The 13,665-nt window shown below is 40.7% G+C and carries 10 protein-coding genes; 5 read left to right on the forward strand and 5 right to left on the reverse strand.

What is annotated here, in order from left to right:
• A partial coding sequence (locus tag WC615_RS19030; protein ID WP_372979653.1) for a cation diffusion facilitator family transporter occupies window positions 1-338 on the reverse strand: 338 nt, incomplete at its 3' end.
• A 242-nt stretch (window positions 339-580) separates the two neighbouring features.
• On the opposite strand from WC615_RS19030, the gene WC615_RS19035 reads away from it, so the two are divergent.
• Together WC615_RS19035 and WC615_RS19040 are read left to right on the forward strand one after the other, a co-directional pair.
• Window positions 581-2,047 (forward strand): hypothetical protein, encoded by a 1,467-nt coding sequence (locus WC615_RS19035; RefSeq protein WP_372979654.1) that lies wholly within the window; start codon window positions 581-583, stop codon window positions 2,045-2,047.
• A gap of 71 nt (window positions 2,048-2,118) precedes the next feature.
• Window positions 2,119-3,312 carry a pyridoxal phosphate-dependent aminotransferase gene (locus WC615_RS19040; protein WP_372979655.1) on the forward strand — a complete coding sequence of 398 codons (1,194 nt, stop codon included), beginning with the start codon at window positions 2,119-2,121 and terminating at the stop codon, window positions 3,310-3,312.
• A 128-nt stretch (window positions 3,313-3,440) separates the two neighbouring features.
• Here the strand turns inward: WC615_RS19040 and WC615_RS19045 are convergent, their stop codons facing one another.
• The 4 genes from WC615_RS19045 to WC615_RS19060 all read right to left on the reverse strand — a co-directional run bounded on the left by WC615_RS19045 (window position 3,441) and on the right by WC615_RS19060 (window position 10,135).
• A complete protein-coding gene (locus WC615_RS19045; protein WP_372979656.1) occupies window positions 3,441-3,968 on the reverse strand; it encodes a hypothetical protein in 528 nt (175 codons plus the stop codon).
• A gap of 368 nt (window positions 3,969-4,336) precedes the next feature.
• Window positions 4,337-7,516, reverse strand: coding sequence for an efflux RND transporter permease subunit (locus WC615_RS19050; protein WP_372979657.1), 3,180 nt, complete (start codon window positions 7,514-7,516; stop codon window positions 4,337-4,339).
• A gap of 77 nt (window positions 7,517-7,593) precedes the next feature.
• Window positions 7,594-8,742: an efflux RND transporter periplasmic adaptor subunit gene (locus WC615_RS19055; RefSeq protein ID WP_372979658.1), complete on the reverse strand. Its 1,149-nt coding sequence runs from the start codon at window positions 8,740-8,742 to the stop codon at window positions 7,594-7,596.
• 40 nt (window positions 8,743-8,782) lie between these two features.
• Window positions 8,783-10,135 (reverse strand): TolC family protein, encoded by a 1,353-nt coding sequence (locus WC615_RS19060; RefSeq protein WP_372979659.1) that lies wholly within the window; start codon window positions 10,133-10,135, stop codon window positions 8,783-8,785.
• 345 nt (window positions 10,136-10,480) lie between these two features.
• On the opposite strand from WC615_RS19060, the gene WC615_RS19065 reads away from it, so the two are divergent.
• The 3 genes from WC615_RS19065 to WC615_RS19075 all read left to right on the forward strand — a co-directional run.
• The gene (locus WC615_RS19065) at window positions 10,481-11,692 is read left to right on the forward strand and encodes an aminotransferase class I/II-fold pyridoxal phosphate-dependent enzyme (protein WP_372979660.1); all 1,212 of its coding nucleotides are present in this window, start codon (window positions 10,481-10,483) and stop codon (window positions 11,690-11,692) included.
• A gap of 60 nt (window positions 11,693-11,752) precedes the next feature.
• Entirely contained in the window at window positions 11,753-12,871 is a 1,119-nt protein-coding gene (locus WC615_RS19070) for a hypothetical protein (RefSeq protein ID WP_372979661.1), read from the forward strand.
• A 235-nt stretch (window positions 12,872-13,106) separates the two neighbouring features.
• Window positions 13,107-13,665: inositol-3-phosphate synthase (locus WC615_RS19075; RefSeq protein WP_372979662.1), on the forward strand; the 559-nt coding region annotated here is incomplete at its 3' end.

The following is a 13,665-nucleotide window of genomic DNA, read 5'->3' on the forward strand; positions in this document are numbered from 1 at the left end:
GCACCCAATAACAGGTAATGAATAACCTCGGGATAAAAAATACTGTAAGTTGATTTGATGATGATGATAAGCCCTGCTATGCCAACCAGCGCGCCTTCTATAAATACCGAAAAATACTCCACCTTGCCATGTCCATAAGGATGGTTCTCGTCCCGCGGCTGCGATGCCAGGTAAATACTAAAAAACGCAAATGAGCTTGCAATAACGTTCACAATACTTTCGGCAGCATCGGTTAATACAAAGTTGGAGTTTGTAAGAAAGTATGCGCCAAACTTCATTACCATGAGCACTGCACCGGTAATAAGCGATATCAGAATTATCCTTTTTTGTTCCTTCAAAACCAACCTTTTTAGAGAGGCCAAACTTACGGAAATTTAGCTTTTACATTCGGTTAAAAATGTAACATGTTTGGTTTGGGAAGGGTTATATCTAAACATAGATATCATTTTCATTAATAATGCCAGGGGTGTAAATAGCCACACTCTCCAAATGAAAGCAACATTTTAAATTAACATAGTATAAACATACAAGTTGCCCGCATTTTGTATTTTAGTCCCCATTGACCCCTTAATTATTAAAAATGAAAAAACTTATCCTGATCTTATCCGCTCTAAGCTTGTTTTTATCTGCAAAAGCCCAAAACCTATTCCCCAATAAACTCGACAACTGTATAACAGAACAATTTTGCCTTGACTGCGGTGATGAAAAGGCTGGTGTAAAAGCCAATGAATTTAAGGCTCTTGTAGATGACCTGAACAATACCATTGATTTTGGTAATGCTTCAGGTAAAATATTGTTCCAGGTACTAATAGATTCGGTTGGCAATGGCTGTGTACTAAGCCATACCGATAATTCAAAAAGCAAGATCACTAAAAGTATTATTGCCCAATTTAACCAATTTAAAGGTTGGGCACCGGCCAAAGAAAAAGGAAAAACACAGGGGCGTGTGTCTATAAATATAATGGCCGAAGTTAAAGACCATCACCTTACCTGTAGGATTGACCGTGTTGATATGCAAGCGTTCAAAAACTCGTTTGACAGGCCGAAAGATCCCGAAATATTTAACAAGAATTATACATACAAAAATCAACATCTAAAAGATTACACCATCACTACCTGGAACTCAAAGAATTCAAACCTGCCAAATAATTTTAATGATGATATAGCAATTGATAACCGTAACACTATTTGGCTAACAGTAGACGAAGGACTTGTACAATTTGATGGAAAAAGCTTTATACGTAAGGAGCAGGATATTACCGATAAAGGAAAATATTTTAGCTACAACGCTATTGCAGCAGATAATAAAGGCATTAAATGGACAGTTGGGCAAGGCGACATTTATAGTTATGATGATAAAAAGTGGACGCTCTACAGCAAAAAGGCATTAGGTTTTAATGGCGCATACCATATTTATAATAATACCAATAGTGGCGAGTTGTTATTTTGTACAGATGAAGGCCTGCACATCTTAAAAGACAATAAATGGAGCACAATTAATAAAGATAATACCAGGGAACTACCTATAAACAGGGTTTATTTTGCACAGCGGGATTCAAAGAAGAGGCTTTGGATAGGCACGTTTGCAGGTTCGGCAATGATTGACACCGACGGAAAAGTAACCAGCTTTAATAATGGCTCAACAGTGCTGAAAGGTCAATGCATCACTTCGTTAGATGAAGATGAAAACGGCAATATGTATTTTGGCTTATATGAATATAACCCTAAAGATAAAAAGGAAGTAAACCGTAACGAAGGCATTGCGATATGCAACCACGCCGGCGAGTTTAAACAACTAACTACAAACAACTCGGGCATGCCATTTAACCACGTTTCAAAAGTGCTTTATGATAAAAATGAAAAAGTACTTTGGATAGCTACTGACAGGGCTGGGCTGGTTAGGTACGATCTGAAAGATGGTTGGGAGAATTATCATAACCAAAACTCGGATATGCCGACATCTTATATTGTAGATATGGCGTTCGATAAAAATGGGGTGTTATATCTTGCTACAAGGCAGGGCCTGGTGCGTGTGCAAAGAAATTAGCATTAGTGCGGCCATAATTAATCATCAGTAAACAAATTTTCTATATTTGCCGCAATAACAAAAACAACAATATGAGCGCATTAAGTAACAGGATAAACAACCTGTCGGAATCCCAGACCATTAAAATGGCAAAAATGGGTCGCGAATTGGCCGCTAAAGGTGTAGATGTAATAAGCCTTAGCTTTGGTGAGCCAGATTTTCATACCCCTGAGCACATTAAGGAAGCGGCAAAAACAGCTATGGATAATAACTTCACCTATTATACCCCCGTTGCGGGATATCCAGACCTGCGTAAGGCCGTGGTTGGTAAGTTGAAGACAGAAAACAACCTTGATTATACTGATACGCAAATTGTAGTTTCTACCGGTGCTAAACAAGCCCTTGCCAATACGGTATTGTGTTTGGTTAACCCCGGCGAAGAGGTTATTATCCCTACCCCTTACTGGGTTTCTTATTCAGAAATAGTAAAACTTGCCGAAGGTGTTAGCGTATTTATTGATACAACAGTTGAAAGCAATTTTAAAATAACCGCCGAGCAACTGGAAGCTGCCATTACACCGAAAACAAAATTATTCATGTTCTCTTCGCCATGTAACCCTACAGGTAGTGTTTACAGTAAAGAAGAGCTTGCAAGCCTGGCTAAAGTATTTGAAAAACACCCAAATATCTACATCCTGAGCGATGAGATCTACGAACATATAAACTTTATTGGGGGGCACGAATCTATAGCCCAATTCGAGAGTATTAAAGACCGTGTGGTGATCGTAAACGGATGGTCTAAAGCTTTTGCCATGACCGGCTGGAGGATTGGTTACACCGCATCTAACAGCGAAATTGCCGCCGCTTGCGATAAGATACAAGGCCAGATAACATCAGGCACATGCTCTATCACCCAAAAAGCCGGTGTTGCCGCTTACACAGGTGGTTTGGAAACTGTTCATCAAATGCGCGATCAGTTCCAAAAACGCCGCGATTTAGTTTACGGCCTGTTAAAAGATATTCCGGGTGTTACCGTTAACCTGCCTGATGGCGCTTTCTACTTTTTCCCTAACGTTACTTCATTTTTTGGCAAAAGTTATAATGGTAAAACCATCAACGACGCTGATGAATTAAGTATTTTCTTACTGGAAGAAGCACATGTCGCTACTGTAGGCGGCGATTCTTTCGGTGATAAAAAATCTATCCGTATCTCCTACGCCGCTGCCGAGGATAAACTGGTTGAAGCTGTAAAAAGGATTAAAGCTGCGCTGGCTAAACTAGCATAACAGTTAGAATCAGGATTTTCTGAATTCTGTTCATTATAAAATTCTGAAAATCCAGATTCAGACCACAACAAAAAGCCCCTTGCCAAATGGCAAGGGGCTTTTTAATTAAGTAAAAGTTCCGGCTATAATTACAATCCGAAACCGTAAGCTATACGTAAACCTACTGTACCATAGTTATTGCTCTGGCCAGAGAAGTTTTCATAACGTGCACCTATATCCCATGATTGGTTAGCCCAACCAATACCTGGTGATGCAATTAATTTAGTATTACCATTGCTGCGGGTCTCAAAACCGGCACCAACTTCTGCACCCAGGTAAATATTCTGAGATACAAATGCCTTGATACCCGCTTTAAGTGGTACTATACCTAAATCATCATAATTGGCATCTGTTCCGGGGATTTTTTTACCAAAGAAGTTATAGTAACCCGAGGTCAACGTTAAAGCTAAATTATCAGCTAAACCATATTGTAAACGCGCGGTACCACCGATACCAATGTTTGATACATCGTGCAGGTTGCCTACTGGTGCTAACCCCTCAAGACCTATACCAAAGCGTAAAGCGCTTTTAGGGGTAGACTGTGCATTAACATTTGTTCCGATAAATAAAGCTGCTGCTGTAAATGCTGCGGCTATTAGTTTTGTCATTCTTTTCATTGTCGTGTTTTTAGTAATACAATTATTAATTGTGATACACCGCTATCATCAAATACTTTGCCATATCCCTTTATTTTTTAATAATTAAACACCATCGGATAAAAATAAAACCATCTTTTTACAGACAAAAACGGCTTTTATATACTGATAATCAACTTGGTTCTACACTCTATTCTAATTAGCTACCAGTGTTATTTTATATATTATTTAATATCGGCATACATAAATTTACGTGTCTGATTAACTACAAAAGTGTATGGTGTTAGGCATAAAAACACTTTTGCAATGCTTAAATTTCATCTGTTTTTCATGCCAGTATAGCATTATAACATAAAAAAGCCCTCGTTAACTAACGAGGGCTTTTAATATTATGCTTCCGGATCTATCTCCGGATCGGGTTTAAAATTCTTCTCCATTTCGGCAAGTTTAGCATCGCCATAAGAGAATTTGGTAATGATATAATACAACACCGGCACTATAAATATAGCCAGTGATGTTGCTGCAAGCATACCGCCAAACACTGTCCAGCCAATGGTTTGCCTTGCCTGCGCACCGGCGCCGGATGCTATTACCAATGGTAAAACACCCAGGATAAACGCCATCGATGTCATCACAATAGGCCTTAAACGTAGCCTTACTGCTTCCAGCGTAGCTTTTTCGAGGTTCATACCCCTATCCACTCGTTCTTTGGCAAACTCCACTATCAGGATGGCATTCTTAGCGGCCAAACCTATCAGCGTTATCAAACCGATCTGCGCGTAAACGTTATTGGTAAGCCCCGGTTTAAACCAAAGGAATAGAATAGCACCAAACGCACCAAGTGGTACAGCAAGCAGTACAGAGAACGGTACCGACCAGCTCTCGTACAGGGCAGCCAGGAACAGGAACACGAAGCCTATTGACAATGCAAATATGTAAACGGTTTTTGAACCCGATAACAACTCCTCGCGGCTTAAACCCGAAAACTCATAACCATAACCTTGCGGAAGTGTTTCGGCAGCAACCTCTTTCAGGGCTGTAATAGCGTCACCGCTACTAAAGCCGGGTTTGGTACTACCATTTATCTCAGCAGAACGGAACAGGTTATAGTGTGATATTAACGGGGCATTTTCTATTACTTTATAAGTAGTAAGCGTGCTTAGTGGTACCATAGCACCGGCTTCGTTACGCACAAAGTACTGTCCTATATTATCAATATTGGTACGATAATTTGTATCGGCCTGGGCAACTACCCTAAAGTTACGGCCATAAACGGTAAAATCGTTTATATATGAACTACCCATGTAGGTTTGCAGGGTGTTGTTCACATCAGATATTTTAACACCTAATTTTTTAGCTTTTTCCCTATCAATTGTTAACTGGTAAGCCGGTGTATGCGCACCAAAAAACGTGAAAGCTTTGGCAATTTCGGGGCGTTTATTTACAGCAGCCACAAAAGTATTCAACACCTTTTCAAAGTTTTTAATATCGCCACCAGCTTCTTTCTCCTGCAATATGAAAGAGAAACCACCCGTGTTACCTAAACCCGGAATTGCCGGCGGAGAGATCACAACCACACTGGCTTCTTTAAACCTGGCCAGTTTACCCTGTAATGTTGCAATAACACCATTTAACTGGTCTTTTTCGTCTTTACGCTCATCCCACGGTTTTAGTTGGACAAATATGGTTGCGCTGTTTGATTTTGTAGCAAAGTTAACCGCATTTAACCCGCCCAAAGCGGCGTAGTGGTTAATAGCGGGTACGCTATCCAATACAGCCATCATCTCGTGCAAAACGGTAACTGTGCGTTCGGTTGATGAGCCTTCAGGCAAATCGTAAGTTACATAAATACGCCCCTCATCCTCCAGTGGTAAAAACCCCGATGGTTTGCCTTTAAACAAGAGCACCGTACCGATAATAATACATACAAGGATTATAACGATGAATTTGGAGTGTTTGATACCTTTATCTACCGCGTTACGATAACGGCCGGTAACCCTGTCAAACCATTGGTTAAACACATAGAAAAACCTGTTTAACCCGCCCGATTTTTCATCTATTTTATGCGGACGTAATAATATGGTACATAATGCCGGCGTAAGCGATAATGCTACAAATGCCGAGATCAATACTGATATGGCGATGGTGATAGCAAATTGTTGATATAAACGGCCAACTATACCCGGCACAAAACCTACAGGCACAAACACCGCTGCCAAAATCAATGCGATGGCAATTACCGGTGCGGAGATATCGCGCATGGCATGTTCTGTTGCCTCTTTAGGCGACATGCCCTTCTCGTCCATATAATGCTGTACGGCCTCTACCACCACAATGGCATCATCTACCACAATACCAATGGCCAGTACAAAACCAAACAGCGTTAAGGTATTGATAGTAAAGCCCAGCGGGATAAAGAAGATGAACGTACCCACAATTGATACCGGGATGGCCAGTACCGGGATAAGGGTTGTGCGCCAGTTTTGCAGGAATAAAAACACTACCACAATTACAAGCGCAAGGGCTATAACCAAAGTCTCGATAACCTCGTGCAGGGACACCTTTACTACCGTAACCGACTCAAAAGGAACCACATAATCAATATCTTTCGGAAAAGCTTTTTTAAGCTCGTTCATGGTGGCGGTAACATTATCAGCAGTTTCAATAGCGTTACTGCCCGGCGCCTGGTATATTAACAGGTACGATGCCCTTTTACCATCAACAAACGAGTTACCCGAGTAATTAAATTTACCCAGCTCAACACGGGCTACATCCTTTAAATGTACAACAGCACCTGTTTGCGGTATAGTTTTAACAACAACATTCTCAAACTCCGATTTATCTGTTAAACGGCCTTTAACCAATACAGAATATTCAAAGGTTTGCCCTTTCATTTGCGGGGTTGCACCTACCGTACCTGCTGCTACCTGCGCGTTTTGCTCAGTTAAAGCGGCGGTAACATCTGCCGCTGTCATATTTAAAGCGGCCAGCTTATCCGGCTTTAGCCACAAACGCATACTAAAATCGTCAGCACGGGTAAATACGTCGCCCACACCTTTGGTACGCAATAATGCATCCTTTATAAACACGTTGGTATAGTTATCTGTAAAGGTTACATCGTGCGTGCCTTTTGGCGAGTACATAGCCACAAGCATTAATATACTTGGGTTACGTTTACGCACTATCATACCTAAACGCTGTACCTCTTGCGGCAGGGTTGGTAAGGCAATACCTACACGGTTCTGTACATCAAGTGCGGCATTATTAATATCGGTACCAACCTCAAAGTTAACGGTCATGCTCATGGCGCCGTTGCTGGTGCTATTACTTTGCAGGTAGGTCATACCCGGGGTACCGTTTACCTGTACCTCTACCGGTGTAGCTACAGTTTGCTCAACCGTTAAAGCATCGGCACCGGTATAAGTACCGGTTACCTGTACCGTTGGCGGTGTAATTTCCGGGTATTGCCCAATTGGGAGGCTCGATATGGCCAGCATCCCAACGATCAGTATTACCAGCGATATTACAATTGCGGTTACAGGGCGTTTTATAAAAGTATCTGCGATCATTATTTATGTCTTTTGCTTATGTATTTCGGGGTATGTGCCCCGCTTAGCTTATCCTATTATGGGATATATCCAATTAATTATTTTGCAGCAGGTGCACTTTTACCATCTTTCCCTGCCGGTGCAGCGCCTGCAGGCGGGCCAAAGGTTATCTTGCCACCATCACGCAACCTTTGGAAACCTTCGGTAATAACCTTTTCGCCCGGTTTAACGCCATCCAACACAATAACATTACTTTGAATGCGCTGCCCTATCTTTACTTTACGCTGTTCAGCAATGGTATCTTTAGATATAAATACAAAAAACTCACCCATCTGCTCGGTTATCGCTTTGTAAGGGATCTGCACGCGGTCGCCCGAGTTATCGTTAAGCACCTGCAATACACAGCTCATTCCGTCTTTCAGTTCATCATGTGCATTTGGGAATTGTACACGCACTTTAATAGTACCTGTTTGGTCGTTTACGCCACGGTCAATAGCAAATATCTTCCCGGTTTTGTTAAAGGTTGTACCATCGGGCAACTGTAACCTGAAGGTGGTATCGGTACCTGCTTTTTGTATTTTATAAAAACGGCTGATGTCTTGTTCGTTTATCACAACATCAACACCAATAGGGTTACCTGTTGATATTGTATTTAACAATGTAGTACCCGGCGAAACCTGCGCCCCCAGTTTAACCTGTGATATACCTATACGGCCAGTAAACGGTGCCCTTATTGTAGCATAAGAAAGATCTGTAGCGGCAGAAGAAACACCTGCCTGCGCAACAGCAACCTGGCTTTGGCTGGTTTCGAACGCGGCGGTAGCCTGGTCAACCGTTTGGCGTGCTACCGCATCGTTTTTCAACAACATGTTATAGCGGTCAATATCTTTCTGTGCTTTGCTCAGGTTTGCTTTGGCGCTTAATAAGTTGGCCTTGGCCTGCTCATAAGCAGCTACATATTTGCGGCGGTCTATCTCATACAATGGGGCGCCTTTAGTTACTACGTCACCTTCTTTAAAAAAGATGCCGGTAATAAAGCCGCTAACCTGGCTGCGTAATTCAACTGAATTTAAAGCCACAACGGTTCCCTGGTATTTATCATAATATATGGCATCAGCCTTTTTTGCTTCAATAACGTTTACCGGTGTTGCAGGCGGCGCAGCATCTTGTTTAGGCCCTTTGCTACCGCATGACGAAACTGTTAGTAATGCCATGGCAGCAATGCAGTAGATATATGTATTTTTCATGTTATAAGTTGTCGAATTTGTGATGATGATGATAAAGTTTTTACTCTGTTGGCAATGTACCCAAAGCTTTTTCCAGGTCAATTTTACTTGATAGTAACTGGAACAGTGCGTTATAATAGTTCAGTTCGGCTGTGCGCAAATCTGCTTGCGATACAATAACGTCAAGATATGTTTTAATCCCCTCGCGGTACTGCAGGTCTACAACCTTATATACATCCTTGGCAAGTATAACGTTCTCGTTAAGCGTTTGCCAGTTATAATAACTGCTTTTATAATTTGCCAGCGCCTGTGTATATTCTGTATTAATTGCGTTGCGGCTGTTCACCAGGTCAAGATCTGAACGCTCTACCTGTAAGCGCGCCTTGGCCAGGTTTTGTAAACGTTTACCACCTGTAAAAATCGGGATAGATAAAGAAAGCCCTGCGAATGATGTTGGGAATGCATCCTTATACATTTTAGAGAAACTATCATTAAAGTAGCCCAGGCTATATCCGCCAACGGCAGATAACGATGGCAGCCAGCCCCATTTATAATAGGATATATTTAAATTAAGCAGGTTTTTTTGCGTTTGCAGTAACTGATATTCAATACGGTTTGTATAATTTAAAACCTGGTTGGTGTCAATAACAGCCTCGCTTTGTAAACGTGCCGAGTCATACGAAAGGCTTAACTGCCTGTTAGGGTTAAAACCCATTATCTGTTTCAACAAAGCGGTTTTGCTTTTTATAGCTTCCTGTATTTGCTTTTGCGATGCAAGCGAGTTATTTAATGCGATGGTTGCTTGTTTATAGTCTGTTTTATCAACCACACCTGCCTGGTAACGGGAATAGGCATCCTTTAAACTGCGGCGAAGCCTTATAATATCCTCCTTAATAATATCCAGTTGGCGTTGTGATAATAGTACATCATAAAATGCCTTGCTCACATCAGATACCAGGTCTATCTTGCTGCTTTCGGTATTCTGCTTATAGTACTGCCTTGAATATTTTGATGCACGCGATGCTTGTAATACATCGTTATTATATATAACCTGGCTGGCCTGTGCGCCCAGGCTGGATACGTTATGTGCTATAGCTAAATTTTGTCCTGAACCGCTACCTGTCCCCGTACCGGTACCTGCTGCAACCTGTGCGGGCCTTTGAAAATAATGCTGGTACTGGCCTGTTGTACTAATTTGTGGCAACCAATTTGATAAACTTATCTTAATATCACGTTCGTTAATTTGCTCGTCGATATTTGCCTGTTTAAGTTGTGGTTGGTTGCGCAGGGCAAAATCAATACTTTGTTTTAACGTTACTACAGCAGTTGTTGTATCTGCAGCAGTTTGGGCAAATAGTATTACCGGCGAAAAAATTAGTATATTAGAGAGGAATAAGTAGCGTAGTTTTTTCATAAAGGATTGAAAGTAACATATAAAAACGAAAAATTTAAAGAAAGGTTCTCTTTATTTTCGATGTTATTAACAGGGAGGCGAATATGAGATTATTCTATTTTAATAAAAAACACACAACAGAAATTTTACCTAATTAGGAGATTTGAATGATAATTGGCACGATTTTTCAACTTTTTCAAACAAAATGTAAAATAGTGGTGGGGAATAAATAAAAAATTTAATTAATTTGCCTGATGGAAGTATATTAACATACTATTAAGGTGGTGTGTAAAAAATTTACATTCTCCATGCAAGTTATAAGCTTATTCATGGTATTTTTACAAAAAATTTAAGCAGTGTTTATAAATGGTTAAAAAATTACACGAGAAGATTGCCCAGTTCCAGGATGCAAATATGATCAGGGCACAGGGACTGTATCCTTTTTTCAGGCCAATAGAGTCTGGTCAGGATACCGAGGTGATCATAAACGGCAAACGTGTTTTAATGTTTGGTTCAAACTCCTATTTAGGTCTTACGAACCATCCTAAAATAAAAGAAGCAACAAAAAAGGCAATTGACAAGTACGGATCAGGTTGTGCAGGCTCAAGGTTCTTAAACGGGACACTTGATATTCACATCGAACTCGAAAATCGTCTTGCAGCGTATGTCGGCAAAGAAGCAGCAGTATTATTTAGTACCGGTTTTCAGGTAAACCTTGGGGTTTTATCATGCATCACAGGCCGCAACGATTATTTGATACTTGACGAATATGACCACGCCTCAATTATTGATGGTACACGTCTGTCATTCTCAAAAGTTATTAAATATGCCCACAATGATATGGCTGATCTGGAACGCAAGCTAAGCATGCTACCAGAAGAAGCCGTAAAAGTTATTGTTGTTGACGGTATCTTCAGCATGGAAGGCGATATTGTTAAATTGCCTGCAATTGTTGAGCTTGCCGACAAATACGGCGTTAACATTATGGTTGATGATGCACACAGTTTAGGTGTAATTGGCCATAATGGTTCAGGTACTGCATCGCACTTTGGCTTAACCGACCAGGTTGACCTTATTATGAGCACCTTTAGTAAATCATTGGCATCACTTGGTGGTTTCATCGCCAGCGATCATGATACTATCGACTATATTAAACACCGCGCACGTTCATTAATGTTCAGCGCCAGCATGACCCCCGGCTCGGTAGCCAGCGTAATTGCAGCCCTTGATATTATTGAAGCCGAACCGGAACGTATCCAAAAACTTTGGGACAACACCAACTATGCCGTTAAATTATTAACCGACGAAGGTTTTGATATCGGTGCATCAGAAAGCCCAATACTACCTATATATATCCGCGATAACGCAAAAACTTTCCAGGTAACCAATTATCTGCAAAACGCGGGTGTATTTGTTAACCCGGTTGTATCCCCTGCCGTTCCGTCTGATTCATCATTGTTAAGGTTCTCATTAATGGCAACTCACACATTCGCACAGATAGACGAAGCAGTAGAAAAGCTTATACAGGCATTTAAAGTGGTAGGCGTAACTAATAGTACTATTAAAGAAAATATATAATCTCTTTAAATATACCGGTACTACGGCCTGCATAGTACCGGTATTAACCCAACATCCACAATGAAAAAAATTGTTCCGGTACAGTCGAAAAAAGAACTTGCTACTTTTATTGACTTCCCGCATGATCTCTACAAAAACGACCCACTTTACGTACCCGAACTATTTATTGCACAAAAGGACCTGCTAACCACGCACCCTTTTCACAAACATTCATCATTACAAACTTTTTTGGCTTATGATGGCGATAAGGTTGTTGGGCGTATCGCAGCAATTTTTAACACCAATCATAACGCGTTTAATAACGTTAGCGATGGTTTTTTTGGCTTTTTTGATGTTATTAATGATCAGGAAACAGCAAATTTATTAATTAACGCAGCTACTGAATGGGTTAAGCAAAAAGGTGCCACTAATATTGTTGGCCCTGTAAACCCAAGCACCAACGAGGTTTGCGGCCTTTTAATTAAAGGGTTTGACCGGTCGCCGGTGGTAATGATGCCCTACAACCCCGAGTACTACATTACCTTACTGGAAAATGCCGGTTTCAAAAAACAAACCGACCTGCTGGCATGGTACTGGGATGGCGCTAACTACAACGATAAATCATTAAGGATGCTGGATATGTTGCAAGACCGCCTTAAGCGTAACAGCAACATTGTTATCCGTAAAATAAACCTGAAGAACTTTAAGCAGGAGGCTGATGCCCTGCGCGATGTATATAATAAAGCATGGGATAAAAACCTTGGCTTTTTCCCGATGACAAATGAGGAGTTTGACTACACAGCCAAAGACCTTAAAATGATATTAGACCCTGATTTTGCCTTAGTGGCCGAGCAGGATGGTAAAATTGTTGGCTTCGGGGTAGCTATACCAGATATTAACCAGATCCTTAAAACCATTAAAAAAGGCCGGTTATTGCCTACAGGTATCTTTAAGCTTTTATTAAACAAAAAGAAGATCACCGGTATCCGTATTATGCTTTTGGGTGTAATTGATGGTTACCGCAAGTTAGGTATCGAAGCCAGCCTTTATGGCAGCATTATAAAAGAATACAGGCGTAAGGGCTTAAAATACGCCGAAGCATCATGGACACTTGAAAACAATGATATGGTAAACCGTGCTATTGAAGCCATTGGCGGCGACCAGTACAAAACCTATAGGATATACGAAAAGGCCTTATAAAACAGCCAATCTTCATCTGCCTGTAAACTTTATAAAAATATAAGTTTTTAAAACAAAATTTATATTCTTTTGCCCCTCAATTAAAGCTGGTTATGTATGCTTTAATTGCACTAAAAAGATAGTAACCGTGCTTTGGCACTACTATAATACAAACAGTAAACAAGAAAACTATCATATAACATGCCCCCTACGTGTTGTATAATAGCTGCATTATCCTTAAAACAAAAAACAAGTAATGAAAATTAACATTAAACCTGCAGAAGGTAAACTTGGTATTTTAATACCTGGTTTAGGCGCAGTAGCTACTACACTAATTGCCGGTGTTGAAGCTGTAAAAAAAGGCATATCGCAACCAATAGGTTCATTAACCCAAATGGGCAGCATCCGTTTAGGCAAACGTACCGAGGCCCGTCATCCAAAAATTAAAGATTTTGTACCATTGGCTAACCTTAACGATATTGTTTTTGGTGGCTGGGATGTGTATGAAGATAACGTTTACCAGGCAGCTGTAAACGCAAAAGTACTTGAGCGCGACCTGTTAGATTCAGTAAGGGAAGGTTTAGAATCAATTAAACCAATGAAGGCTGCGTTTGATAAAAACTACGCTAAAAACCTTGATGGTACTTACATTAAAACCGGTACCCGTTATGAGCTTGCACAGCAAGTTATGGAAGACATTAAAAACTTTCAGAAAGATAACGGCCTTGACCGTGTAGTATTAGTATGGTGTGGTTCAACCGAGGTTTACTTTGAAGGTTCAGAGATTCACGAAACTTTAGCAGCATTTGAGCAAG

The sequence above is a fragment of the Mucilaginibacter sp. genome (genome assembly GCF_041663085.1).
In the GTDB taxonomy this organism is placed as follows: Bacteria; Bacteroidota; Bacteroidia; order Sphingobacteriales; family Sphingobacteriaceae; genus Mucilaginibacter.

Bases quoted from the DNA above. Each gene is read 5' to 3' on its own strand.
- WC615_RS19065 (WP_372979660.1), top strand. From the start codon at position 10,481: ATGGTTAAAAAATTACACGAGAAGATTGCCCAGTTCCAGGATGCAAAT.
- WC615_RS19060 (WP_372979659.1), bottom strand. From the start codon at position 10,135: ATGAAAAAACTACGCTACTTATTCCTCTCTAATATACTAATTTTTTCG.
- WC615_RS19035 (WP_372979654.1), top strand. From the start codon at position 581: ATGAAAAAACTTATCCTGATCTTATCCGCTCTAAGCTTGTTTTTATCT.
- WC615_RS19070 (WP_372979661.1), top strand. From the start codon at position 11,753: ATGAAAAAAATTGTTCCGGTACAGTCGAAAAAAGAACTTGCTACTTTT.
- WC615_RS19055 (WP_372979658.1), bottom strand. From the start codon at position 8,742: ATGAAAAATACATATATCTACTGCATTGCTGCCATGGCATTACTAACA.
- WC615_RS19040 (WP_372979655.1), top strand. From the start codon at position 2,119: ATGAGCGCATTAAGTAACAGGATAAACAACCTGTCGGAATCCCAGACC.
- WC615_RS19050 (WP_372979657.1), bottom strand. From the start codon at position 7,516: ATGATCGCAGATACTTTTATAAAACGCCCTGTAACCGCAATTGTAATA.
- WC615_RS19045 (WP_372979656.1), bottom strand. From the start codon at position 3,968: ATGAAAAGAATGACAAAACTAATAGCCGCAGCATTTACAGCAGCAGCT.